General features: G+C 70.9%; 14 protein-coding genes. 9 read left to right on the top strand and 5 right to left on the bottom strand.

Going from position 1 to position 25,773, the window contains the following annotated elements:
- Positions 1-86: 86 nt before the first annotated feature.
- Positions 87-7,085 (top strand): glycoside hydrolase domain-containing protein, encoded by a 6,999-nt coding sequence (locus tag HEP85_RS02865; RefSeq protein ID WP_369657563.1) that lies wholly within the window; start codon positions 87-89, stop codon positions 7,083-7,085.
- Positions 7,086-7,432: 347 nt separating this feature from the next.
- Here the strand turns inward: HEP85_RS02865 and HEP85_RS02860 are convergent, their stop codons facing one another.
- From HEP85_RS02860 to HEP85_RS02845, 4 genes are all read right to left on the bottom strand, one after another.
- Complete coding sequence (locus HEP85_RS02860; RefSeq protein WP_168525904.1) at positions 7,433-8,311, bottom strand: ABC transporter substrate-binding protein; 879 nt, start codon at positions 8,309-8,311, stop codon at positions 7,433-7,435.
- Positions 8,312-8,503: 192 nt separating this feature from the next.
- Positions 8,504-9,268: an SDR family NAD(P)-dependent oxidoreductase gene (locus HEP85_RS02855; protein WP_168525902.1), complete on the bottom strand. Its 765-nt coding sequence runs from the start codon at positions 9,266-9,268 to the stop codon at positions 8,504-8,506.
- Positions 9,265-9,948 (bottom strand): TetR/AcrR family transcriptional regulator, encoded by a 684-nt coding sequence (locus HEP85_RS02850; protein WP_369657562.1) that lies wholly within the window; start codon positions 9,946-9,948, stop codon positions 9,265-9,267. The genes HEP85_RS02855 and HEP85_RS02850 overlap by 4 nt, the downstream gene beginning before the upstream one ends.
- 178 nt (positions 9,949-10,126) lie before the next feature.
- On the bottom strand, positions 10,127-12,301 hold the full coding sequence (locus HEP85_RS02845) for a SpoIIE family protein phosphatase (protein WP_329284837.1): 2,175 nt from the start codon (positions 12,299-12,301) through the stop codon (positions 10,127-10,129).
- Between the two features lie 856 nt (positions 12,302-13,157).
- Here HEP85_RS02845 and HEP85_RS02840 point away from each other — a divergent pair.
- From HEP85_RS02840 to HEP85_RS02825, 4 genes are all read left to right on the top strand, one after another.
- Positions 13,158-14,291 (top strand): maleylacetate reductase, encoded by a 1,134-nt coding sequence (locus tag HEP85_RS02840; RefSeq protein WP_168525901.1) that lies wholly within the window; start codon positions 13,158-13,160, stop codon positions 14,289-14,291.
- A complete protein-coding gene (locus HEP85_RS02835) occupies positions 14,284-15,153 on the top strand; it encodes a dioxygenase (protein ID WP_168525899.1) in 870 nt (289 codons plus the stop codon). The genes HEP85_RS02840 and HEP85_RS02835 overlap by 8 nt, the downstream gene beginning before the upstream one ends.
- A 354-nt stretch (positions 15,154-15,507) precedes the next feature.
- Complete coding sequence (locus HEP85_RS02830) at positions 15,508-15,978, top strand: flavin reductase family protein (RefSeq protein ID WP_168525897.1); 471 nt, start codon at positions 15,508-15,510, stop codon at positions 15,976-15,978.
- Between the two features lie 234 nt (positions 15,979-16,212).
- Complete coding sequence (locus HEP85_RS02825; protein WP_329525338.1) at positions 16,213-18,432, top strand: LuxR C-terminal-related transcriptional regulator; 2,220 nt, start codon at positions 16,213-16,215, stop codon at positions 18,430-18,432.
- Between the two features lie 196 nt (positions 18,433-18,628).
- Here the strand turns inward: HEP85_RS02825 and HEP85_RS02820 are convergent, their stop codons facing one another.
- Complete coding sequence (locus tag HEP85_RS02820) at positions 18,629-20,158, bottom strand: 4-hydroxyphenylacetate 3-hydroxylase family protein (protein ID WP_168525893.1); 1,530 nt, start codon at positions 20,156-20,158, stop codon at positions 18,629-18,631.
- Positions 20,159-20,317: 159 nt separating this feature from the next.
- Between HEP85_RS02820 and HEP85_RS02815 the strand changes: the two genes are divergently transcribed.
- The 4 genes from HEP85_RS02815 to HEP85_RS02800 all read left to right on the top strand — a co-directional run bounded on the left by HEP85_RS02815 (position 20,318) and on the right by HEP85_RS02800 (position 25,344).
- The gene (locus tag HEP85_RS02815) at positions 20,318-23,170 is read left to right on the top strand and encodes an AAA family ATPase (RefSeq protein ID WP_369657561.1); all 2,853 of its coding nucleotides are present in this window, start codon (positions 20,318-20,320) and stop codon (positions 23,168-23,170) included.
- Between the two features lie 331 nt (positions 23,171-23,501).
- Positions 23,502-23,900, top strand: coding sequence for a hypothetical protein (locus tag HEP85_RS02810; protein ID WP_168525889.1), 399 nt, complete (start codon positions 23,502-23,504; stop codon positions 23,898-23,900).
- Positions 23,901-23,910: 10 nt separating this feature from the next.
- The gene (locus HEP85_RS02805) at positions 23,911-24,501 is read left to right on the top strand and encodes a malonic semialdehyde reductase (protein ID WP_168525887.1); all 591 of its coding nucleotides are present in this window, start codon (positions 23,911-23,913) and stop codon (positions 24,499-24,501) included.
- Positions 24,502-24,699: 198 nt separating this feature from the next.
- Complete coding sequence (locus HEP85_RS02800; protein ID WP_168525885.1) at positions 24,700-25,344, top strand: dihydrofolate reductase family protein; 645 nt, start codon at positions 24,700-24,702, stop codon at positions 25,342-25,344.
- The last annotated feature ends 429 nt before the right edge of the window (positions 25,345-25,773 follow it).

Below are 25,773 nucleotides of genomic sequence, written 5' to 3'. Positions count from 1 at the left end.
GACAACGTTGTCTTCTGGTGGGGCCGAACCGTGCGTGCGTATGACGACGCTGGAGAGGTTACGTGCCCATCAGATCCCATCCACCCATGCCCGTCGGGGTCCTGCCGAGAACCGGCCGGCACCGCCGGCCACTGCGCGCGGCGGTCGCCGCGCTGCTCACCGGGGCGCTCGGCGTCGCCGCGCTGGCGGGTGGTGGCGCGGCCGCGGCCTTGCCCGCCGCGACCACGTCCGCGGGGAACTCAGGCGGCACGGACTACACGAAACTCGTCGACCCGTTCGTGTCGACCGCCGGTGACGACGGCAACGACCTGCCGGGCGCCCAGGCACCGCACAGTCTGGCCAAGGTCAACCCGATGACCACGCCGGACCGCAACCACTCCGGGTACGACCACAACGAGGACCACATCGCCGGGTTCACCGCGACGGACCTCGACGGCGTCGGCGGCTCGGGAGGCGGTGGCGACCTGTTGGTCGTCCCGACGTCCGTGCGGTACGACAAGCGCCCCGCCCCGAGCACGTACGCCCACACGTACAGCCACGACGACGAGACCGCGACGCCCGGCTACTACCAGGTGGGGCTCGGGTCGGTCTCCGGAACCGCGTCGTCGGTGACGCAGGACCCCGGCAGCATCAAGGCCGAGATGACCGCGACGACGCGCACGGCGCTCGAACGGTACAGCTTCCCCGCCGGGTCGGACCCCGAGCTCGTCCTCGACCTGGCGAACAACTTCACCAGCCGCACCCGCTCGACCATGAAGGCGACGACGCTCCCGGACGGGACCAGCTCGATCAGCGGGCTCATCGCCGGGTCGTTCAACGGCGCCTCGTACCAGCTGTATTACGACGCCACCACGAACGTACCCGTGACCTCCCTGAAGAGTTGGGGCGGCGACGGCAAGCTGAGCGACGCGAGCACGCAGGACGGCGCCGACACCGGCGCCGTCCTCGGGTTCGACAAGTCCGCCGGTCAGGACATCGAGCTGCGCGTCACGCTGTCGCCGATCAGCGCCGAACAGGCCGCGACCGACCAGCGGAACGAGGTGGGCCACCTCACCTTCGACCAGGCGCGTGCGCAGTCGAAGGCGGACTGGAACCGTGCGCTCGGGGCCGTCGACGTGCGCGCCTCCGCGAAGTCCGACCCCGGGTCGACGCTGACCAAGGAGTTCTACACGCACCTGTACCGCATGTACGCGCTGCCGGTGAACGCCACCAGCACCAGCGGGACGTACCGCGGCGCCGACGGAGCGGTGCACAAGGCGAACGGCTTCACGTACTACGACGGTTGGTCCACCTGGGACGACTTCCGCAAGTACTCCGTCGAGGCCTACATCGACCCGGCCACCTACCGGGACATGGTGCAGTCGCTCGTCGAGCTCTTCGCCGACGCGCGCGCCTCGGGCAAGAGTCTCAGCAGCCTCACCCACTCGGTTCCGACCGTGCGCTGGGAGCGTTCGGCCGTGCTGGTCGCCGACGCGCTGTCGAAGGGCTTCAAGAACTTCGACCGGCTCGACGAGGCGTACCCGGCGCTGCTGTCGTACTCCGGGTACTACACAGGGGCGCAGCTGCGGCAGGGGTACGTCACCGGGGATCCCGGTACGACTGTCCAGCGTGGCTACGACCAGTGGGCTCTCTCCGTCATCGCCGACGCGCTCGGCAAGAAGGCGGACGCGAAGAAGCTGCGTACCCAGTCGACCATGGCGATCGACAACCTCGTGAAGTCCGACGCCTGGACCGCGGCCGACGGCACCAAGGTCGGTCTGCTCACCCCGCGGGCGTCCGGCGGCGACTGGCAGAGCGCGGACTACGAGAAGTTCGAGGCGGCCGGCCTCTACCAGGGCACGCTCTGGCAGTACCACTGGTACGACGCGTACGACATGGGCGGCCTCATCAAGGCCATGGGCGGCGACAAGGCCGGCAAGGCCGCGGTCAAGCACATGTTCGGCGAGGACTCCAGCGTCGACGACGGCTCGACCATGCTGCACTCCAACGCGAACGAGATCGACCTGCAGGCCCCGTACCTGTTCAACTACGTCGGTGAGCCGAGCCTGACGCAGAAGTGGGTGCGCGCCATCTACACCGGCACGACCTGGAACCGCTACATCGCGACGGGCTCCACGAACGAAGCCCCCAGCTCCGGCGGCCAGTTCACCCCGCCGGTCAAGACCCAGGTCTACAAGCTCTCCCCGAACGGCTTCCTGCCGACCATGGACAACGACGCCGGCACCATGTCGACCATGTTCGTCGGTGCCGCCCTGGGTCTGTTCCCGGTGACCGCCGGTTCCAGCCAGTTCCAGATCGGCAGCCCGTTCTTCGACTCCACGACGATCAGCTACGCCAACGGCAGCCGGTTCACGGTGAAGGCCGACGGCGTGTCGCCGAGCAACTACTACGTGCAGAGCGCGACCCTCAACGGCAAGCGGTTCGACAACACGTGGCTCGACTACTCGCAGATCATCTCCGGCGGAACGCTGGACTTCACCATGGGCTCCAAGCCGTCCCAGTGGGGCGCCCACACGAAGCCCGCGTACTCGCTGAACACCGACTCGGGCGACACGGGTGACGGCGGCGCGGGAACGGGCAAGGGCGACACCGTCGTCTCCGCCCGTCCGGGCACCGTCGACACGGCCGCGAACGGCAGCGTCGACGGCGGCGTGCAGCTCACCCTGTCCGGACCGGCGTCCTTCGCCGCCCGCAAGGGAACCAGCCTCACCAAGACGGGGGCGGCGACCGTGACCGGCCTGCCGGGCGGTGTCACGGCGGACCTCCGCGTCACCGGCTCGCGCACGGCGACGCTGTCGCTCACCGGCACCACGCAGGTCGACGCGCACTTCGGCATCACGTTCGCCGACGCGGCCTTCGCCCACGGCGTGCGGGCCTCGACGGTGCACGGGACCGGGATATCCCCGACCGACCCGCTCGTCATCTCCGCCGCCGCGGTGCACCGCAAGGCCCTCGGCGCACTCGTCGACCAGGCGTCCCTGGTGCGCAGCGGCAACTACTCCGACGGCTCCTGGACCCTGTTCCGGTCGGCGCTCGAACGCGCGCGGACCGTCCTCGCGGACACCACCTCCGCGACGGGCACCGTCATGGCCGCGGACGCCGCGCTGCGGTCCGCCGTCGACACGCTCACCATCGACGAGGGCGGCTACGCCGTCCTGCAGGCCGAGTCCCCCGACCAGAAGGAGGGCCCGAGCCTCGTCAGCGAGCGGAACAACTCGGACGGCAACCTCGGTGGCGTCACCGAGGGTTCGTGGGAGCGGTACACGAAGCTGGACTTCGGCGGGGTCGCCCCGCGGACCATCTCGGTCCGTTACGCCAACTCGCAGGCGACGAACGCGAAGCCGAGCAGCGTCGACATCCACGCCGGCGCCGCCGACGGTCCCGTCGTCGCCACCGTCCAGCTCCCCGGAACCGGCGGCTGGCAGTACTACAGCACGGTGCAGGCGGCCGTCACCGACCCGGCCGCCCTGCTGAACGCGTCGAGCGCGACGTTCGTGTTCCACGCGCCGGCCGGCCAGCAGTGGGTGTCGAACTTCGACTGGCACCAGTTCTCGCCGTACGAGGTCTCCACGTCCCCGACGACCACGCTCGCCACGCTGACCGCGGTCAACAGCACCACGACCGGCGGCGGTTCGGCCCCGCTCAACCTCTCGAACGGCATCTTCGAGAACGTGACGAACGGCGCGTGGGCCGAATGGAAGGACACCGACCTGCGCGACGGCGCCGACACCGTCACCGTCCGCTATGACAAGCCCCAGTCGCGCGCGGCCTCGGACTCGCACATCGAACTGCACCTGGGTTCGAAGGACGGCCCGAAGACCGTGTCCGTCCCGCTCGACTACAGCGGTTCGGGCTGGGGAACCATCGCCACCACGAGCGTGCATCTCGACCCGAGCGTCTTCACCGGCGTCCAGGACGTGTACGCCGACTTCGTCTCCAGCACGCAGTCCGCGTCCCAGCCCTACGTGGGCAACGTCTACTCGCTGGCGCTGACGCAGGACACCAACGCCCCCGTCGGCTTCGACGCCACCGCGTTCCGCGCGAACAGCGGCGGCGGGCTCAAGAGCGAGCCGGTCGGCTGGACGGGGTCGGGCTCCACCACCGACCTCGGCGGCACCTACGACGGAGCCTGGCTCAACTACGGGGACGTCGACTTCGGCGCCTCCCCGAAGAGCACCGTCACGATCACCTACGTCAACAACTCCGCCCGCTGCGGCACCGGTTCCGCGGCCCAGCTCTACCTGGACTCCTTCGACGCGGCCAACCCCGGCACGCCGTACGCGACCGTACCGCTGCCGGTCACGGGAGCCGCGTGGTCGTCCGGAGGGACGACGAGTCTGACGCTGCCCAAGGCGATCAGCGGCACGCACACCGTCTACCTGCGGCTGACGACGACCCCGGACTCCTCGCACCCGTACGTCGCGAACCTGGGCCGGATCACCTTCAACCACGTCGAGACGCCCGCCGTCACGGACAAGTCCGCCCTGCGGAAGGCGATCGAGCAGTACGAGGGGCTCTCCGCCGACGCGGCGCGCTACGACACGATCGACTTCGGTGTGTACCGGCGCGAACTCGCCGCCGCCCGCACCCTCGTCGACGCCGACGGCGTGACCCAGCTCGAGGCCGACACCCAGACCCGTAGCCTCACCCTCGCCGCCAAGCAGTTGATCCCGGTGCCGAGACTGCGACTGGAGGACCTGGTCACGACCGCGTCGGCCCTCCAGGACGCGCGCTACACGGACGCGTCGTGGAAGGCGTTCACCAAGGCACTCGCCGAGGCGAAGACCGCGGTCGCGAGCGACACGGCCACGGACGCCACCCTGGCCGCACGGTACGACGCGCTCCAGCGCGCCATGTCCGCGCTCACCACGAAGCCCAGGACGGTGCCCGCCGCGCCTGACAGGGTGTCGGCGACGTCGTCCGGTACGAGCGTGACCGTCGCCTGGGCCCCGCCCAAGGACACCGGCGGCTCACCGGTCACCGGCTACAAGGTCACTCTGGACGACGGCCACCAGATCGAGATCCGCGATCCGGACAGCCGGAGCACGACGTTCACCTGGCTGCGGGCCGGCAAGTCGTACACGGCACGCGTCCGCGCGGTGAACACCGTCGGCACCTCGAGCCCGAGCGCGGCCACCGCACCCGTGGTGACCGCCGGCGGCAAGCCGCAGAAGCCGACCGTCACGGGCGTGGTCACCGACGGCAAGCAGGTCCGGGTGACCTGGCGGCCGGCCGGCGACGGCGGGTTCCCGGTCATCGGCTACACCGTGGCCCTCGGCGACGGAACCACCGCGCACCTCTCCGCCACGACGGACACGGCGCTGCTCACCACCGCGGGCAAGGCGAAGGCGCACACGGCCACCGTCACCGCGATCACCCTGGCCGGGACCTCGGACGACTCCGTCACGACCGGCTCGGCGGACAACTCCGTCGCGACCGCCTCGGCGGACGCCTCCGACCCGACGTACGTGGCGTCCCCCTTCCCGGACGAGACGCTGAACGCGACCTACACGTCGGACAAGTGGCCGGGGACCGGCGACGGGACCGACTACTTCTACGACCTGCTCAACGGCATCGATGACCTCGGCTCCGGCATCCTCGGCGCCGACACCAAGGTGTCCCAGGGCACCCGGCTGACCGCTGAGAACGACAAGATCGCCGTGCGGATCAACAACGCGGCGACACAGAAGGAGGTGGACCGGGCCGAGGTCGACGCGACGAACAGCTCCACCGTCACGATGGCCGACAGCCTCGGATCCCGGCTCGGCCAGATCTACAGCGACGCCCTGAAGGGCGGCCAACTGCCGAAGACCAACGCCCTGTTCTCCCGCGTCACGCAGAACCTGGACAAGGTCGACGCGGCGAAGAACCACTACGGCTACCTGCGCCCGTACGTGCGGCTCGGGTTCGTCGGCGACGGCGGTTCCATCTACGAGTCGCAGGACGGCTCGTACGGCAGCCTCGCCACCAGCGGCTCCTACCCGAGCGGCCACACCTACGGCGGCTACGAGGCCGGCACCGTCCTGGCCACGCTCCTGCCGGAGCTGGCACCGTCGATCCTCGCGCGCACCTCCGAGTACGGGGACAACCGCATCGTGCTCGGGTTCCACTACCCGCTGGACGTCATGGGCGGCCGGATCTCCGGTCAGGCCACCGTGGCGCACCGGTGGGCGGACCCCGACTTCGCGAAGCTGCTGACACAGGCCCACACGGAGATGGAGAACGTGCTGCTCGCGCAGTGCGAGAAGGAGGGATACGGCGACACGCTCGCGGCCTGCGAGGGCGACTCGTACGCCGGTCTGAGCAAGGCGCAGGACGTCGACCTGTACACGCGGCGCCTGACCTACGGGTTCTCCCAGGTGGGCAAGGCCGGGCAGGCTCTCAAGACGCCGTCCGACGCGGCGGCGCTGCTGATCACGGCCTTCCCGGACCTCACCGCCGAGCAGCGCACCCAGATCCTGGAGCAGACCGCGACGGACTCCGGTTACCCGCTCGACCTCACCGCCGACGGCGGAGCGAGCTGGCAGCGGATCAACCTCGCGGCGGCGATGGCGGCGAAGGTGGTCGTGGGCGCCGACGGGTCGGTCACGGTGAAGAACTTCGCGGACGCCACCAAGGCCAGTGTCGCCGACGCGAAGGCGCTCACCGTCGGAGGTGCCGCGATCGACGGGTTCGACCCGAACGTGTCCACGTACGTCGTCGACTGGCCGAAGAACGCCAGGATCCCGGCCGTCTCCGCCGTACCGGCCCAGTCCGGCGCGCGGGTGAAGGTCACCGACGGCAGTTCGGTCCTCTCGTCGAGCGGGCACAAGTTCACCGCCCGCACCATCAAGGTGACCTCGGCCAACGGTTCGGTCACCCGGACCTACACGATCGGGTTCCAGCTCACGGACCGGGACGACCGGCCGGTCGCGGCCGGCGGCACCAGCGGTTACCGCGACGCCGGAGGGTCGAGCCTGTGGTCCCTTTCCGGTCTGTCGGGCCCCGGTGGCATCGGGACGGGCCTGATCGGCGGCACCGGACTCCGGTCGGGCGCGGAGTGGGCGCGGCCCATGGGTGTCCGCGGGGCGAAGGGCACGATGTGACCGCCTGACGCGCCGTGAGTCGCGAAGCCGGGGCAGGATCCTGCCGCGCTTCGGGTGTCACGACCGTACGGCCGGCCCCTCCGGAAGAACCTCAGTGGTTCTTCCGGAGGGGCCGTTGTCGTGACGGCAGGGCCGTGCACGCCCGGGTCGTCGGTCCCGGAGGGTTCAGGCCTTGGCCGAGGGCTCGGTGAAGGAGAAGAGGCCGATGTCGGCGATCTCCGCGGAGGTGCCCAGGGCGACGAGTTCGGCGAGCAAGGGAGCGGCGCCGTCACTGACTTGGGTCACGGTGGCCGACCTCGGGGCCGACGGCATGCGGGTCGAGGCGGTCGACCCCGGGGCCGTTGACCCTACGGAGTGATGGCCGCGGTGCGGTAGAACTCGGCCGCGGTGACGGTGGCGGGGACGCCGAGTTCGGCGGCGACCGCGGTGATCGCGGCGGCGCCGACGGTGAGGTCGGCTTGGCCGTCTGTCGTGAAATGCGGGGCGATGAACGTGTCGTAGTGGGCCCGGACCTCGGCCGCGGTGTGTCCGCCCAGGAACGTCTGCATGTGCCGCACCGTGGTGTCGGGGTCGTTGCGGATCACCTCCAGAGCGCGCCGGTGGGCTCGTAGGACGGCCTGGACCGCGGGGCCGTCCGGGTCCGTGTACGTGGGGTCGACGGCCAGGCCCACGGTGGGGATGTGGAAGTGGTCGCCGACCCATGCCAGGACGTGCCAGCCGTGTTCGGCGGCCACGGCCTCCGGTGCGATGGTGCTGCCGACCAGGGCGGCGTCGATCTTGCCCTCGTGCAGCAGGCGCAGGTCCATGCCGTAGTCGCCGGGCGGGCGGACGACGGTGTGGATGTCGCGGTCCGGGTCGAGACCGGCCCGGCGCAGCACGATCCGGGTGAAACAACCGGGTGCGGTGTGCGGGGCGTGGACCGCCAGGCGCCGGCCGGCCAGGTCGGCCAGGGAGGTCAGGCCGGGGCGGGCGAGGAACCAGAACAGCGGGCGGGTCGTGTTGACGTTGAGCCCGACCCAGGGGGTGCCGTCGGTCAGGCGGGACAGCAGTGCCCGGCCGAGTCCGATGGTGGCGCCGCGGCGCAGCCGCTCGTCGTCCCAGGTGCAGCCGTCGCGCAGTGCGACGTGGACGCCTTCGTCGGCGTAGTAGTCCTGCTGGTCGGCGATGTAGGCGGCCAGTTCCTCGTGCAGGCCCCGCCCGACGTAGGCGAGATCGATCGTGTGCATGAACGCCTTTCCTTGATCGTGTAGCCGCGCTGTGCCCGCGCGTGCCGCAGGCGGAGGGTGCCGCGGCCCATGGTGCTGGGGTGACGGTGTGCTGGAAGAGGCGCGGCCGAATGCCGAATGCCGAATGCCGAATGCCGCAGGACGGATGACGGATCCGGGCGTACGGCGCCGTGCGTGCAGGACGGCCGGGTGTCAGTACATGGCCATCCCGCCGTTGACCGCGGCCGTGGTTCCGGTCATGAAGGAGTTGTCCTCGGCGGCGTAGAAGGCGATCGCCTGGGCGACGTCGTCCGGGTGGGCCAGGCGGCCCAGAGGAGTGGCGGCGATCTGCCGCTGCTTGTGCGCGTCGTCGAACACGTCCGTCATGCGGGCCATGCGGGTGTCCTCCACCGGGCCGGCCGCGACGATGTTGACCGTGATGCCCTGCGGGCCCAGTTCCTGGGCGACGTACCGGGCGAACTGCTCCAGTGCGGCCTTGGCCGTGCCCAGGGCGATCATGTTCTCCCGCGGCCGGCGGCTGAGGCCGGTACTGATGTAGATGAGGCGTCCCCAGCCCTGTTCGGCCATGGCGGGCAGGACCGCTTTCGTGACCGCGAACGCCGCGTGCATCTCCGCGTCGAGTTTGTCGCGCAGTTCGTCCCAGGTCATGTCCCGGAACGACTTGACCGCGAACGGGATCAACGCGTTGTGCACGAGCACGTCTACGTCGCCCCACGCCGCCCGGACCTGCTCGACCATGCTGTCGATCGCCGCCACCTCGCGCACGTCCGCCTGCACGGCCATGGCCTGGCCGCCCGCGGCCTCGATGCCGGCCACGACCTCCTCGGCCGCCGTGGCATTGCGGAGGTAGTTGACCACCACGCGCATCCCCCGTGCGGCCAGAAGGCTCGCGGTGGCCGCACCGATTCCGCTGCTGGCCCCTGTCACCAATGCCACCCTGCCGGTAGCCCCGGTCATGAGCTCACCTCCTGTTCGTCATCGCGGGCTGTCGGAATGACCGCCTCGCGTCGTTCGTCGTCGGGGTGTGCCGGGCGTATCGCCCCGTGGAGCACGGTGTTGACGGTCGCCCGCAGCAGATCGGCCGCGGTCCAGTCGAGTTCGCGCGGCAACTGTGAGCTGAGCAGCCGCTCCACCGCGCCGCGGGTGATCTCGCTGAGCAACTCGGGCGGCGTCGCCAGCAGTCCCTGTCGGTGCCCTTCCCGGAAGAGTTCGTCGAGCCGTCCGTAGACCACCGCGTCCACACGCTGCTCCACGTACTGGCGGAGCATCACATCGCCTCTTCCCGAGGCGAGTTGGGCCGCGCCGATGCGTCCGAGCTCACTGCCCGCCGCGAGCAGGAACCCCTGTACCCGCACACCGAACGGCCGGCCTTCCGTCTCCTCGGCAGCCGCCACCATCGTGGCCTCCACCGCCGCGAACTGCCGGTCGAGCACCGCGGTCAGCAGGCTGCGCTTGTCCGGGAAGTGACGGTAGATCGTCTTCTTGCTCATCCCGAGCTCACGGGCGAGATCGTCCATGCTCACGCGGGCGAAACCCGGTGCGAAGAACAGCCGGCCGGCAGCCTCCACGATCACGTCGGCACGCCGCTCGCCCTTCTCGGAAACTTGCGAAACTGATTTAGTTTCCATGGTTTCCATGCTTGCTTTCCGTTCCTCCGCTGTCAAGGCATGAGAAACAGACCGAGGAGAAGGAGGTCCTGGCGGCACCGCGGACGCCGGACGTCCTTCCGGCGCGGCCGCACGCGCCGGACCGAGGAGGCGCGCCGCGCACGGGGACCGGTCCGGCCGCCGGCCGTCGGCCGGAGCTGCGGGTGTCCTATCCGGCGGTGGCGAGCCCGATGAGCAGCAGGGCGATGTCGTCCGTCCGGGTCGCGGTCCGTCGCGCATGGTCGATCAGGGCTGTGGCGAGGCGGTCCATGGGCTGGGGCCGGTCGGCCTGGGCGAGTTGGGCGGCGAGCCCGCTCATGGCGTCGTCCAGGTCGACTCCGGGCGTCTCGACGAGCCCGTCGGTGTACAGGGCGAGGACGGTGCCGGGCGGCAGCGGGATCTCGGTGGAGGGAAAGTCCGCGTCGGGGTCGATGCCGAGAAGCAGCCCGGGCGGCAGGGCGAGGACCTCGGCGTGTCCGTCCGGGTGGCGCACGACCGGCGGGGGATGCCCGGCAGTGGCCAGGACGGCCCGATGGCGTGCGAGGTCGAGATGGGCGTACAGGCAGCTGACGAACCGGCCCGGGTCCATGTCGACCAGCAGGCGGTTGGCCTGCGTGAGTGCGTGCGCCGGTGTGGCCCCGGCGAGGGCCTGGGAGCGGATCGCGGGGCGGACGCGGCCCACGAGCGCGGCGGCGGTGGCGTTGTGGCCCTGGACGTCGCCGATGACCGCGGCCGCGGTGGTGTCGTCCACCCGGACCAGGTCGTAGAAGTCGCCGCCGATGTCCATGCCGCGGACGCTGGGGAGATAGCGGGCGGCGGCATCCAGTCCGGGAAGGTCGGGCAGCGAGTCGGGGAGCAGGGCCGCCTGCAGGGTCTGCGCGAGCTCCTTGCTGGTGTCGTAGAGGCGGGCCCTCTCCAGCGCCTGCGCGATCAGCCCCGCGAGTGCGGTGAAGACGACCCGCTGCCGGGCGGGGAACGAGCGGGGACTGTCGAAGGCGAACACGCACGAACCCACCGGGCGCCCGGAGGCGATCAGTGGCAGAAAGGCCCAGGCGTGCAGACCGTCCTGGGGGAGGACGGCCGGATAGGCCCGGGACAGCTCCTCGAAGGTGGTGAAGAAACTGGGCACGCCGGTGGCGAGGACCCGGACCGCGGGTACCGGGAAGGTCAGCGGCGCTCCGTCGAACTGCTGCAGGAGCCGGGCCTGGTATCCGCGGCAGCCGATGACCCGCATGCGGCCGTCCTCGGCCGCGAGCAGGGCCACGGTCCGGGCCCCGAAGGCCGGCAGCATCTCTTCGGTGATCAGATCGATCACGTCGCACACACCCACGGCTTCGGAGAGGGCGGCGGCCAGGTGCAGCACCCGGTAGACCTCGCCCAGCCGGATCGGCTCGCCCTGGAGGGTCCCCGTCCTGGCGGGCGCACCCGGCGAGGCCCGGTCCGGATCGGTGGGTGAGATACGGATGCTCACCCCGGATCCGTCCGGATAGAGCTCGAACGCGAGCCACCGGTCCGGCGGGGCCATGGCGGTGTAGTAGCCCGGCTCCCGGCTGACCACGGCGGCGCGGTAGTGGTCCTCGAAGGCGGGGTCGGCGCACCAGGACAACGACTGCCAGGGGTGCGTGCCGATCAGATCGGGGACGCTGCCGCCGAGGAGGGCGGCGGCGGTGGCGCTGACATAGGTGAATCTGCCCTCGAGGTCGAGGGAGCAGCTTCCCTCCGGCAGACGTTCGACGAAGTCCGCCGCGGCCAGTGCCTCGGCCGGCCCCCGGCTGCGGGCGGGCGGCTGCGGCAGGCTGCGTGGTGCCGGTCCGGGACGGACGGCGTGGCCGGTGCCGGCGGCGTCACGCAGGAACCGCCCCAGGCGCCGACCGGCGGCACGGACCCGCTCGGGGCTCGGACCGGCGGGCCCGGCGGTGTCCGAGCCGGGCCAGATCAGCAGCAGCGCGCCCCAGGCTGTGGTCCCGGTGAGGATCGGCGCCGCTGCCACCGCGTGGTGGTACGGCAGGGCGATCGCCGCGCGCGGGTACCGCCGGGCGATCTCCTGGGGATCGCCGAGCCAGACCAGCCTCCGTTCGCGCAGCGCGTCGGCCACCGGAACGGGACTGGACAGCGCCACCCCGAACCAGGGAGCGAGGTACTCCGCCGGGATGCCTGCGGTCACCTCCAGTCGCAGTGCCTGCCGGTCGGACGCCAGCAGGAAGACCGCTCCCGCGTGCACGCCCGTGTCGCGCACGGCGAGTTCCAGCAGCCTGTCCAGCTCGGCGCGGTGTGCCGACTCGGTGGGCGCAGGGGGGTGGGACCCGTGGGGCTGTGCGGCACCGTCTTCCCGTATGGCGCACATACCAGCACCCTACGTCCGCATCGGTACGGCCCCCCGCGCGGGAGGCCGGGCGGCGCCGTCCGGGAGGTCCGGCTACGCCGCACGGGAGGTCCGGCCGTCGGACTCGTCACCTCTTTCGCCCGCCCCGCCCCGCGCTGCCCTACCCCGCCTTGCCCTGCCACGACCCGGCCTGCCACGACCCGCCCCAAGGGTCAGCGGCCCCGGCTTCGGCATGGCTTCCCCCGCTCAGGCCGTGATCCAGGTGGTGGCCCCGTGCGCGTGCTGTCACACGGGCACACGGGCACACGGAACCGATCCCCGGGGGGCCAACGCGGTTGTAATGAAGAGGAGTTGACCAAGGGCGCGTGCGGCCGGTCGGCGTGCTCCGGGGGATCGGCTCCAGCCCGAACCCGCTCACCGCCGACGGCGCACCCTCCGGCGGCACATCCGACACCGCCTTCAAGCCCTTGGCGACCAATTCAGCCACCCTTTTTTCACTCCGAGTCTCGCCAATGCGGACCCGTCGGACGCTCTTTTCGCGCAATGTCAAGAATGCGGCCAGGTTCTGTAATCTTTCTGTGGGTGTCCCAGGAATTGCGGGAGCGGCGGAGTGGATCCGCCGCGGACATGTCCGTCTCACCCGCATCTCACCTGGATGACACCTGGGCCCACGGCCCAGCGCCCTGGCGTCCCGCCGGCATCCCGCAGATGAGTGATATCGCCCGTGATCCCCGGGCCGCTCCCTCGATGAGCGTTGCGCGAACAAGGTATTCCCCCACCGATTCCCGCTATCACTCGCGGATTCCGTTGACGCGCACCATCCGAGTGCCGACGCTTTCCCCATGAACACGGGATCGTCGGGACCGAGGAAATTCTCATGAAGACGTTCGTGCATCAGGGACAGATAACCAAGGTGGTCTTCGGCAGCGGTACGCGCAGCCGTGTCCCCGAAGAGGCCGACGCTCTCGGATGCCGTCGGGTGCTCATCCTGTGCACACCTGGTCAGGAGGACCAGGCGGCGGAGATGCGGGACCTCCTGGGTGCGGCAGCCGTGGGAACCTTCGCCGAAGCGGCGCCGCACACTCCTGTCGAGGTCACACGGAAGGCGGTCACGTACGCCGGATCCGTGGAAGCGGACTGTGTCCTCGCCCTCGGCGGTGGATCGACCATCGGCCTCGGCAAGGCGATCGCCGTCCGGACCGGCCTCCCGCAGCTGGCCCTGCCCACCACCTACGCCGGCTCCGAGATGACGCCGATCCTCGGAGAGACCGAAGGCCGCAGGAAGACCACCCGGCGGCTGCCGGAGGCGTTGCTCAACACGGTGGTCTACGACGTCGACCTGACGCTCACGTTTCCCGCGGCGGCATCGGTGGTCAGCGGCGTCAACGCGATGGCGCACGCCGTGGAGGCCCTCTACGCACAGGACCGGGACCCGGTCGCCCTCCTGATGGCCGGTGAAGCGCTCGACTCTCTCGCCCGGTCCCTTCCGGCCGTCGCGCGACGGCCGGACGACCACGAGGCACGGACCGATGCGCTGTACGGGGCGTGGCTTGCGGGCACCTGCCTGGGCACGGTGGGCATGGCCCTGCACCACAAGGTGTGCCACGTGCTGGGCGGCACCTTCGGACTCCCGCACGCCGAAACCCACACGGTCGTCCTGCCCCACGTCGTCGCCTACAACGGGCCGGCGGCACCCGAAGCCATGGCACGCATCACGCAGGCGCTGCCGGCGGCCGACGCCGCGAGCGGCCTCTTCGACTTCGCCGGAAGGCTCGGCGCCCCAAGGGCACTGCGAGATCTCGGCATGCCCGAACCGGGGATCGAGGAGGCGGTCGAACTGATCGTGCGGGACGGCTACTGGAATCCGCGTCCGGTGGACCGGACAGCCGTCCGTGCCTTCCTGACCCGCGCCTGGGCCGGGGAGACGCCGTGGACGCCACCGGACGACGAACATCCCCGGACCGACTCCGTCACCGAACCCTCCGACACCACGGGAGCGCGCCATGCGTGATCTGACCAGCGACACCATCACCGATGCCGTCATCGCGACCATGCGGGACACCAAGGACGCCCGCCTCGCGGAGATCCTGGAATCACTGGTGCGGCATCTTCACGACTTCGTCCGGGACGTCGAACCGACGGAGGAGGAGTGGGCCCGGGGAATCGACTTCCTGACGTGCACCGGGCAGATGTGCACACCCACGCGCCAGGAATTCATCCTGCTGTCCGACGTGTTGGGCGTCACCATGCTGGTCGACGCCCTGAGCAACCGACGCCCCGCGGAAGCCACCCAGAACAGCGTCCTGGGCCCCTTCTTCAGGGAGGACAGGCCGCAGCTCGCCGACGCCGCCGACATCTCCGCAGGCCTGCCCGGCACCCCGCTGTTCTTCGAGGGACGGGTCGTGAACCGCGAGGGAACGCCGGTGACCGGCGCCGCGGTGGACGTCTGGCACAGCGACTCCGACGGCCACTACGACGTGGATGTGCCGGGCCAGGTCGACACGGCCATGCGCGCCCTGTTCCGTACCGACGAGACGGGCCACTTCAGCTTCCGTTCCATCCGACCGTCCAGCTACCCGATACCGGCTGACGGCCCGGTCGGCGAACTCCTGAACGCGACCAGCAGGTCGCCCATGCGTCCCGCCCACGTGCACCTGCTGATCGAGGCTCCGGGATTCCAGCGCGTGACCAGCATGCTGTTCCCCTCTGACGACCCGTACCTGGACAGCGATCCGGTGTTCGGGGTCAAGGAGTCGCTGCTCGAGTCCTACGACACGTACGCGGCCGACGCCGGGCCCTGCCGTGGACTGACCGACGTGGCCTACACCCTGCTGCGCCACACCTTCGTCCTCGAACCCCTCCCCGCGGCCTGAGGACCAAGCGGCTCGGAGTGCCGCCACCAGCCACCCGCTGCCCGCCACCCGCCACCCGCCACCCGCCGACTTCCGACGCCTGGCCGACCGGCTGCGCCGACGGGACGGCAGACCGTGGCGACCCTCGATACCGCCCCGGCCCGCAACTCCGCCTGGAACTCGGCGAAGCGCGATCCCCGCCACGTACGGGACGACCCCGCGCACGTCACAGGGCAGCCGCCCCCGCTCCTGCCCGCCCTCACGACATACCCGCCAACCCGCCTGGTGGTGCGGTGGGTTCACCCACTGACCTGTGCAGCAGGCCGACGCTCTTCCGACGTTCACGGAGGTCCCACGATGTCCGAAACCCTTGACATGACAGTCGAATTCCGAGCCACGATGAGCCGGCTCGCCACGGGTGTCAGCGTGATCACCACGTGCTCCGGAAGCACACCCATCGGTATGACGGCGAGCGCCGTTTCCGCCCTCTCGCTGGACCCGCTCCAACTGCTCGTATGCATCGGCAACCACCTCTACACGCGGACCGCGATCGCGGCGCACGGCCGCTTCGCCGTCAATGTGCTCGGCGAGGACAGCGAGCACCTGGCACGGAACTTCGCCGCTTCCAAAGCGGACAAGTTCGCCGGCGTCGAGACCGTCGACGACTACGGCGTGCCGGTGCTGAAGGACGCCATCGCGGCCGTCGTGTGCGACGTCGCCGAGGCGCTCCCCGGCGGAGACCACACCATCTTCGTGGGCGACGTCCGCCAGTGGGCACACAAGGCGGAGTGCCGACCACTGCTCCACTTCGCGGGCGGCTTCGGCACGCTCAGGGCCGCGTACTAGGGCGTGTTGCGTAAGTCCCGTCGTCCGCCGGAGGCAGGCGGGACCTACGCAACACGCCCCGGTGCCGCGGCACTGGTCCTGGAGGCAGCGGTCCTGGAGGCAGCGGTTCGAAGCAGGTCGCTGCCGGGCCCATGACCGGCCCGCCGGGACCACCGCCCCCGATGTCGGGCTCCCGCGAGGCGAGCCATGGCCGTCGGGGGCTCCGCCCGTCCCGACGACTCCACGGAAAGTGCCATGACCAGCTCCGTCGCGACCTTCAAGCTGCATCCCCCGGTCCAGCCCCCGCATCTGCTGACACGCCCGCGCCTGCTGCGCCGGCTCGACGCGGCGACCGAGCCCGTCGTGGTGCTCTCCGCGCCGGCTGGTGCCGGGAAAACGGTGCTCCTGACCGAATGGGCGCAGGGCCTGGCGGCCCGTGGAGAGTGCGCCTGGCTCAGCCTGGACGCGTACGACAACGCCCCGGGCCGGCTGTGGTCCTGCATCCTGCGAGCGGTGCACCACGTACGACCGAACCTGCCCGGCCGCCTCGACAGCGACGGGTGGACGGTCGACGCGTGGATCGAGGAGATCCTGCCGGGCCTGGTGACCGGACTGGGCGGGGAGGAACCGCTCACGCTGATCCTCGACGGACTGGAATCCATCACGGACGCCGACGCGGTGCGCAGCCTCGCCGACTTCCTGACCAGGCTTCCCCCCGGTTTCCGTGTCGTCCTGTCGACCCGGCACATTCCCGGAAGTCCTCTACCGACCCTGCGCGCCCGGGGTCTGATCGCCGAACTCACCCTGCACGAACTGGCCTTCACCCCTGAGGAAACACAGGCCGTACTCACCGGTCTCCTCGGGTCCGCTCCGACGGAGGACGCTTCGCGCTCGCTGTACGAGGCCACGGAGGGATGGGCCGCGGGGCTCTGCATCATGGGGCGTACCCTCGCCCGCCCGGCGAACGAGGCCGCCACGGAAGGGAATCTGGCCCGCGGTGGCCAAGCCGTCACCGAGTATCTGGCCACCGAGGTGCTCGACCGGCTCACCGCCGAACAGCGCCGGTTCCTGCTGCGCACCAGTGTGCTCGACGAGTTGAGTGCAGGGCCGTGCCAGGCCCTGGCCGGGGACCGGGCGGGCGTACTGCTGCGCGAGCTCGCACGGACCGTGCAACTGCTCGTGCCCGTCGCCGCCGATCCGTCGGTGTACCGGCACCACCCAGGACTGTCCGCGCTGCTGTCCGACGTCCTCGGGTCCGAAGGGTCCGACACCGTCGTGTCCCTGCACCGTTCGGCGGCCCAGTGGTACTCCCGGCGCGGGGAGACGACCGCGGCCGTACGGCACTGGACGCTGGGCGGCGCCGAGTCCGCGGCCGTCGCGTCGGTTCTCGACGGCTGGGAGAAGGCGGTCTCGGCAGGCCGTGGTGCGCAGGTCTCGCAGTGGCTGGACCTCCTGCCGCCCCGCACGGTCGCCGCCGACGCGAGACTGTGCGTCGTGGCGGCGATGGCGGCTCTCTCGGGAGACGCCCCGGAAACGGCCCGGCGCTGGCTGGATGTGGCCCGGCTGAGGCAGACGGGATCGGAGACGGTCGGTGAAGGCGGCACGGTGTCCGACGCCGCGGCCGTCGCTCAGGTCGTCGCCTGCTGTCTCAAGGGGGAGATGCTGACCGCCGGCCGTCTCGGCGAAGCCGCCGTCGCCGGCACCCTGCCGCTGACCGCCTGGCGTGCCCTCGCCTGCACGGCACGCGGTGCCGCGCTGCTGTGGACCCGCCGGTACGAGGAGGCGGAGGCGCTGCTCGCCGAGGCGACCCGGGACGCGCATGCCGCCGGGCACGGACTGGCGCTCGTCCGCGCGCTGGGGCTGCGGACGCTGTGCGCGCTCCTGGCCGGGCGGCACGAACTGGCGCGCGTCCTCAGTGACGAGGCCCTCGAGGCGGTCGAGTCGGTCGGGCTGGGCCGGCACTTCGTCTCCGTGGCCGCCTACATCGGCCGGGCCGTCCTGCTCCTGGAGGAGGGAGAGACCGAGGAGGCCGAACGGGTCCTGGCCGGCGCGGAAGCGGTGCTGGCGGGCTCCCCCCGTACGGGAGGCGAACCCCACGTACGCGCCCTCTGCCACTTCACGCGGTCGCGGCTCGAGAGCGCGCGGCGCAACACGGACGCGGCGCGAGAGGCCCGCGAGGCGGCCGAGCGGGCGGCGGCCCGGTGCGAGGCGCCCGGGGTACTGACGGACCTGCTCGGCCGAACAGGCGGGGACACGGTGAGGGCACCCGCCGCCCCCCGCCCCCAGGACCTGTCGGTGGGGGAGCGGAGGGTGCTCCGTGCCCTGTGCGGGCCGCTGACGCTGCGTGAGATCGCGTCCGAGCTCTACGTGTCCCACAACACCGTCAAGACACAGGTACGGGCGATCTTCCGCAAGCTCGACGCGCACGACAGGGGCGGAGCGGTCGCCAGGGCCCGGGAGTGCGGTGTGCTCTGATCCGGGCCCTGGCATCCCGCTAGGGCGTGTTGCGAAAGTCCCGCCTGCCTCGCGACGCCTGGCACGCACTCTCGCCGCACCGGGCGAAAACCCGAGTACGTCCAGTACGCGGGCTTCCGCCCGGCCCACCGAGAGCACGCACCAGACGCCGCGAGGCCCGCCCTCCGGGCGGACGACGGGACTTTCGCAACACGCCCTAGGAGGCGTCCGGACGTGAGGCGTCCTGGCGCCGGGCGTAGTTCGCCTGAGCCGTGTACACGGTCTCCTGCTCGTCGCTCACGCTCTCGATGCCGCAGACCTTGCGCGCGAGGTCGGCCATGCTGCCGCTCGGGGACATCTCGGCACGCTTCATGGTGAGACTCCGGATGGCGAGCAGAGGCGTGCCGTTGAAGTTCTCGAAGGTGCTGATGCGGCCGCCCCAGTCGGACAGGAACATGTCGCGGATCACTCGGCTGATCTTCAGCCGGTCGTAGGGCCTGCCGACCGGCCCGGTCTGCAACGCCTCCAGCCACGGCCGCAGTTCAGGCTGCTGCCACTGTCCCTCGGTCGGGTAGATGAGCGCGGAACGACCGGCCAGGTCGAGGAGCTCGTGGACCATGTCGGTGATGTGCTCGATGTAGTACGCGCGCCCGAAGTCGAACATCAGGACGTTCGGCTTGAAGATGCCGCCGGGAGTGAAGAACCCCTCGTCCTCGGAACCGACCGTATGCGCCTTGAGCGTCTGGTGGAAGCCGGCGAACCGGGCGACCCGGGCCTGGACCGGCGGCAGCTGGTACGTGCCGATGTGCTCGGTGATCAGCAGGGCCAGGCCGAGCATCAGCTCGGCCTTCACCATCGCACGCACCAGCGAGTGGTAGTGCAGCCAGTCGAAGACACGTTGCGGGTACAGCGCCGCGTGCTGGGGGTTGCCGATGTGGAAGACGCGGTTCCAGGGGATGAACACGTCCTCGAACACGATGACGCTGTCCAGTTCGTCACCTTGCGAGGCGAGCGGGTGCTCGATCTCCTCACCGTCGTGGACGTTGCTCTCCCGGCAGATGATGGTGACCCCGGGGGTGTCGGGCTTCACCGCCCCGTAGATGATCTGTTCCGCGACGATTCCGGGTCGGTAGAAGACGCCGATGTGGATCCAGTCGCCGAAAGCCGCGCCGGTGCTGATCGCCTTCACACCCCGCACGGTGATGCCCTCGTCCGACGTGGCGACCACCCGCAGGGCGGGCGACTCGGCCTGGGCGGAATCGCGCGAGCGGTCCGCCTGGGGGTCGACGAAGGCCGGGGTCGCGTTGAGGTCTCCGTCCCGCACCACGTTCCAGAAGTCGAGGATCCCCTCGGTGAGGTCCCTCCCGCCGGTCCCGACGGACTGGCTGCTCCACGGCTCCGGGTCGTCGACGTAGGTCAGCAGGACGTAGTTGTTGACGTCCGGCGTACGCGGGATCGCCCCGCCGCCGAGTTCCCGCTGCACCGTCTCCAGGTAGTGGCGCTTACGCCGCAGGTCCTCCTTGGAACGGTGCTCGAACCACGTCATGGACCGCCGGACGCCATCCTCGTCCACGAACGTCATGGCGTCCTGGAGATCCGGGCGGTGGTGCAGGTCGTAGAAGGCCGCGAGGCTCTGGGCGTACGCCCTGGTCTTCGGGTGCGTGGCCACGTTGTCGACGAGCTCGTCACCCACCCACACCTTGCGGCCGTCGTTCAGCGCTGCCAGGTATTCCTTGCCTGTACGCACGTCGTGCTCCTCTCCAGGGGCAAGAGATCCGGATGCCACGGAGCGTGCGTCGCGACAGGGTGACAGGACGGCGCGCAGCCGACGATCACCCGGGTGAAACCGGCGATAACCGGGAAACCGGCGTTGAGGGCGGACGCGGCCGTGAGCGATGCTTGCCCCATGAGCAGCACAGACGCCGGCGACCAGGCAGGTGGGCGCGGGAAATACGCCCTGACCGGTCCGCGCCTGCGAGGACGGGACCGCGAGATCACTGCTGTCCGCGAAGCCCTGGACACGGTGCGTGGCGGACGAGGGGCCTGCGTCGTGGTGGAAGGCGCGCCAGGCGTCGGCAAGAGCCGGCTGCTCAGGGAACTGGACGGGATGGGGCGGCGGTCCGGGTTCGACGTGGTGTCGGTACGGGCCGACGAACTCGACCAGTACGCGGCGGGAGCCGCGCTGCAGTCCGCGCTGCAGTCCTCCGACGGTTCCCACCGAGCCGCCGCGGCCACCGACGACCAGCGGCTCTGGCTGCTGGACAGCATCACGGACGCTCTGGAGGACCGGGCTCAGCACGCCCCGGTGGCGGTCCTCGTGGACGACGCGCAATGGGCGGACCCCGCCACGCTCTTCGTCCTGCGCACCCTGCCCGGACGCCTGGACGCCTCACGGATCCTGTGGGTGCTGGCGGTACGGTCGGACACCGAGCGACCGACCGTGGCCAGAGTGCGGGACGACCTCGAACGCCTCGGAGCCCGCTGGCTGACCCTCGGCCCCCTGCCACTGGGGGACCTGCAGGACATCGCGGCAGACGTCCTCGGAGCGAGGCCGTCACCCGGTCTGGCCAGGCTTCTGCGAGCCGTCGCGGGCAATCCTTTCCTCGCCATCGAACTGGTACGCGCGTTCGCCGACACGGATGCCGCCAGAACGGAGGCGGGCGAGGCGAGCCTCCTGCACGACGGCATACCCGTCAGTTTCCGGCGGAGTATCGCCGCGCGTCTGGACCGACTTCCGGAGGACGCCGTACGCCTGCTCCAGATCGGGTCCGTCCTCGGCCGCGAATTCGACCTCGGCACGGCCGCCCGCATGCTCGGCAGACAGGTCGGCAGCCTGCTGTCGGGCGTCGAGGCCGCCCTGCGTGCCGGTCTGCTCTCGGCCGACGGCCCGCGACTCGCCTTCCGCCACGACCTCATCCGGCAGGCCGTCCACGAGAACCTGCCCTTGGCCGTACGCATGGCTCTGCACCGGGAAGCGGCCGACAGCCTGCGCGGCATCGGAGCACGATCGGCGGAGGTGGCCTGGCACGTCGTCATGTCGGGCGGCCCGGTCGACGACGATGCCGTGACCACGCTGACCACGGCCGTACGGGAACTGTCGTCGTCGGCCCCCGACGCGGCCGCGGACCTGGCCCAGCGGGTCGCCGGACTGCTGCCCGCGCACGACCCCCGCCGCATCACCCTGCTGACCGACGCCGCCGAGTATCTGGGCAGGACCCGCCGGGTCCACGAGGCGCTCGACCTGGTCGACGCCACTCTGCCGGAAGGCCTCGAACCGCTCCAGGAGGCGAACCTGCGCCTGGTGGCCGCCGAGATCCACCAGGCCGCCGGCGACGACGCCGCCGCGATGACCCACCTCCAGCAGGCCCTGGACCTTCCCGCGCTGCCGTCCGACCTGCGCGTCCGGCTGCTGAAGACCAAGGCCACGGGCCATGTGTACCTCGGAGACATCACCGCCGCCGAGCAGACCGGTCCCTGGCTGGTCGAGGCCTCGTATCGCAGCCATGACCCGGCCGTCGTCGTCAGCGCCATGGTGTTCCAGTCGCAGACGTCCTTCTACCGAGGGCGCCTGGCCCGCGCCCTCGAGCTCGCCGAGGAAGCCACCCGACGCGCCGGCACCCAGTCCGCCGCGCTCTACCTGCGCCCCCCACGGATCCCGGCGTTGTGGCTGGCGACCGTACTCACCGCCACCGACCGGCTCGCGGACACCGAGCGGATTCTGCGGGAGGGACAGCGCGAAGCGGAGGCGCTGGGCCTGGGCTGGTCACTACCCCTCTGGCATGCCGCCCGTGCCTGCGCACTCCTCGAACAGGGAGCGCTGGACGACGCGGCCGTGGAGGCCGAGGCCAGCCTGATGGTGGCGGCCGAACTCGAGATCACGCTGCCGAACCCGCAGGCCCGCTCCGTACTGGCGTTGGTGGAGATCAGACGCGGTGACCTCACCAAGGCCAGGGACCACCTACGCGCCGCCGACACCGTTTTCGGCACGAACACGACGCAGCGGTACGGCCCTTGGGTGTCTCTCGCGCGCGCCGGAGTGGCGGACGCGGAGGGCGAGAACGGCGCGGCGGCGGCGGCAGTCACGGCAGGCTTCCAGAGCCCTGAGCCGGCGCGGCTGCTGGCGGTACCCCCGTCCCACTGGCCGGGGATCGTGCGCATCGCGCTCCGCGGCGAGGACCCGTCGCTCGCGCGGGCCGTGTCCGGCGCGCTGCGCGGTCTGGTCGCACAGGACGAGAGCCGGCAGATCATCGGGGCGGTCCGCGCCCATGTGGACGGCCTGCTCCACGGCGACCCCCGTGCGCTGGAGTCCGCCATCACCGGCTACCGGAGCGCGGGCAGGCCGTTGGCCCTGGCAGCGGCCTGCGAGGACCTCGGCGAACTCCTGGCGGGATCGGCCGGCACGACACCGGCGATCCCGTACTTCGAGGAAGCCGGCCGGCTGGCAGCGGCCTCGGGAGCCGGGCGCGACCAGGAACGGATCAGGGGGCGCCTGCGCCGGCTCGGCGTGCGCACCGCCCCCGTGCGGATCCACACAGCCGGCCCCCCGGGCCTGGGAAGCCTGACCGAATCCGAGCGGAAACTGATCCCGCTCGTCGTCGAGGGCCTCACCAACCGGGCGATGGCCGACAAGTTGTACGTGTCCGTGCACACCGTCAACACGCATATGAAGCACATCTTCACCAAGCTCGGCATCAACTCGCGGGTCGAACTGACCCGACTGGCGATCGAGGGGGCCATCAGCCCCGACGGAGCCGACTGAAGCGGTGCACCGACCGTCGGACGCGACGGCAAGGATCCCTTGAATGGGTGACGCCGGGCTCCCGCACCACCCGTGATGCTGGCAGCAACGGCGTGGCCTCCAGGACGGCACCGTCGCTCATCGGGAGGTGACCGCCTCATGAACACGACGCACCGCGACCCACCCCACTCCATCCGGGCCCGCCCCGCGTACGGGGCGCCCGGGACGGAGCACGCGCTTGGCAAGGCCGTCATCCATGTCGCGAACGGATAGCCAACCGCGGCCCAGGACGGCCGGACCCGGTGCCCGTAATGGCCCGCAGCGCGGATACCGGGGCCAACTCCGGGACGCCGTGAGCGCGAGCGCGGCCCCGCACGGCTACACCCTGGCGCTGTGGACCGCCACCGCGGTGACGTCGTCCGATCGTGGCGCCCCGGGGAAAGCCGACGTCCTGGCGCTCCTTGCCGACGCGACGTGCGCCTTCGTCGCGCCGGCCGCTGTCGCACACGGCGGCGCACCCATGATGCCGCGCAGGTCCGCCCCGGCCGGCACGCGGATCTGGGCGGCTTTCCATCTGCCCATGGCGGCCTGTGCCGCACTGGCCGGTCTGTTGCTGGCCCGGTGCTGTTCAGGGCCCCTCCTGCGGGGGCTCGTCGGGACGACGACCGCCGTGTACCTGCTGGGTGTCAGCGCCCAGTTCCTCTGCTTCACAGTTCGCCGGCACCGAGAAACCACAGACACTCGACCCTGAGAGGTTCACCATGTCCCTCGCCCTCGATTCCACCGCCCAGGACCTCCTGTTCAGGGAGGCACGGACCGCCAACGCCTTCACCGACGAGCCGGTGACGGACGACCAGGTCGAGGCCGTCTACGACCTGGTCAAGTACGGCCCCACCTCCATGAACCAGCAGCCACTGCGTATGGTGCTGGTCCGTTCCGCCGAGGCGCGCGAGCGTCTGGTCGGGTACCTGTCCGAAGGCAACCGCAAGAAGACGGCGGCCGCCCCGCTCGTCGTCATCCTCGCCGCGGACCTCGAGTTCCACGAGGAACTGCCCACCCAGTTCCCGCACTTCCCCCAGGCCAAGAGTCTCTTCGCCGAGCGAGCGGTCCGCGAGCCGTCCGCGAGGCTCAACGCGTCCCTGCAGGTGGGCTACTTCGTCATCGGCGTCCGCGCCGCCGGCCTGGCCGCGGGGCCGATGACCGGATTCGACGCGGAGGGCATCGACAAGGAGTTCTTCAGCGACGGCGAGCACTCGGTCCTCGCCGTCGTCAACATCGGCAGACCGGGGGAGAACGCGTGGTTCGCACGCTCCCCACGGCTGGCCTACGAGCAGGTGGTCACCACCGTCTGACCGCGGGATGACGCCCGGCCGGCGACAGACGCCCCCTCGGTGACATCACAGGGCACTGAACCGTGGGACGGGACGGTGACCGAGCCACCGAGCGAGGCGGTCGACGACCGCGAAGGTGGCTGCCGGCGCGCCGATGAGTCCGACGGAGTCCACAGGTCTACCTCCCGACCAGGACAACCGACTCATCGGGAGCAAGGCATGGGCCTCATCCACATCGAGCTGTTCGCGACCCTCGACCTCGTCGGGCAGGCGCCGGGCGGCCCTGAAGAGGACCCGGTGGGGTTCCCGTTCGGCGGCTGGCAGGCGCCACTGGTGGACGAGGTCTCCGGGGCGCAGATCGGTGCCGCGTACGAGGGCACGGACGCCCTCCTGCTCGGCCGGCGGACGTACGACATCTTCGCCGCCTACTGGCCGTACCAGGAGGGCGGCGAGGACAACGAGATCGCCACGCTCTTCAACAGCGTCCCGAAGTACGTGGCCTCCCGCGGCAGGCCCGACCTCTCGTGGGCCGGGTCCACGCAGCTCGGCCCGGATCTGGCCGGTGCGGTGCGCGAGATCCGTGACCGGCACGAGCACGTGAAGGTCGTCGGGAGCCTGGACCTGGTGCAGACCCTCCTGCGCGAGAAGCTCTTCGACCGTCTCGACCTCTGGGTGCACCCGGTCGTGCTCGGCGTCGGGAAGAAGGTGTTCGACGGTGGCGCGGTGCCCACGAACATCACACTCCTCGAACCGCCGGCAGCCGGTCCGAAGGGCACCGTGTACCTGCGTTACGGGCTCGCCGACGGCACGCCCGGGACGGGGGACATGAGCGCACCCGATCGCGGTGCCGGGCGCGACGACTGAAGCCGCCCCGAGGAACATCACCCACATCCTCGGCACCGGCCTCCCGCGTGCCGCCGCTTCGCGAGAACCGTGTCGGTCCCTCCACGGGACGACAAAAAAACGAAGGCAAGGAGAACTGCCTCTCCTTGCCACTCTCAACATATAGCGCACCGGGGGGCTTGCCACAAGCCCCCCGGTGCGGCGCAGAATCGTCGGCCGATGCCACAACCAGCGGAAACGGGGAGCACGACGTGCGTGTGTGTTGTCGACGTAGCGGGGACGCGGTGACGTCGAACCGATGGCGGGACCGGCCGGCGCGGCCGCGAGCGCTCGGGGCGGCGAGGCCGGGGACGTGCTCGGCGAGAGGGAGGACGTGCTCGGCAAGAGGTTCGACGGAGTGGGAGGCGCCGGTGATCCGATCGGTCACCGCGGTGCGACGGAACACGGCCG

The sequence above is a fragment of the Streptomyces sp. RPA4-2 genome, from assembly GCF_012273515.2.
GTDB lineage: Bacteria > Actinomycetota > Actinomycetes > Streptomycetales > Streptomycetaceae > Streptomyces > Streptomyces kaempferi.
Note: the sequence above shows the minus strand (reverse complement) of the source record. Positions and strands in the feature narration are given on the sequence as shown.

Bases quoted from the DNA above. Each gene is read 5' to 3' on its own strand.
- HEP85_RS02845 (WP_329284837.1), bottom strand. From the start codon at position 12,301: ATGTGCGCCATACGGGAAGACGGTGCCGCACAGCCCCACGGGTCCCAC.
- HEP85_RS02865 (WP_369657563.1), top strand. From the start codon at position 87: ATGCCCGTCGGGGTCCTGCCGAGAACCGGCCGGCACCGCCGGCCACTG.
- HEP85_RS02855 (WP_168525902.1), bottom strand. From the start codon at position 9,268: ATGACCGGGGCTACCGGCAGGGTGGCATTGGTGACAGGGGCCAGCAGC.
- HEP85_RS02850 (WP_369657562.1), bottom strand. From the start codon at position 9,948: ATGGAAACCATGGAAACTAAATCAGTTTCGCAAGTTTCCGAGAAGGGC.
- HEP85_RS02860 (WP_168525904.1), bottom strand. From the start codon at position 8,311: ATGCACACGATCGATCTCGCCTACGTCGGGCGGGGCCTGCACGAGGAA.
- HEP85_RS02815 (WP_369657561.1), top strand. From the start codon at position 20,318: ATGAGCAGCACAGACGCCGGCGACCAGGCAGGTGGGCGCGGGAAATAC.
- HEP85_RS02805 (WP_168525887.1), top strand. From the start codon at position 23,911: ATGTCCCTCGCCCTCGATTCCACCGCCCAGGACCTCCTGTTCAGGGAG.
- HEP85_RS02840 (WP_168525901.1), top strand. From the start codon at position 13,158: ATGAAGACGTTCGTGCATCAGGGACAGATAACCAAGGTGGTCTTCGGC.
- HEP85_RS02830 (WP_168525897.1), top strand. From the start codon at position 15,508: ATGACAGTCGAATTCCGAGCCACGATGAGCCGGCTCGCCACGGGTGTC.
- HEP85_RS02800 (WP_168525885.1), top strand. From the start codon at position 24,700: ATGGGCCTCATCCACATCGAGCTGTTCGCGACCCTCGACCTCGTCGGG.
- HEP85_RS02825 (WP_329525338.1), top strand. From the start codon at position 16,213: ATGACCAGCTCCGTCGCGACCTTCAAGCTGCATCCCCCGGTCCAGCCC.
- HEP85_RS02835 (WP_168525899.1), top strand. From the start codon at position 14,284: ATGCGTGATCTGACCAGCGACACCATCACCGATGCCGTCATCGCGACC.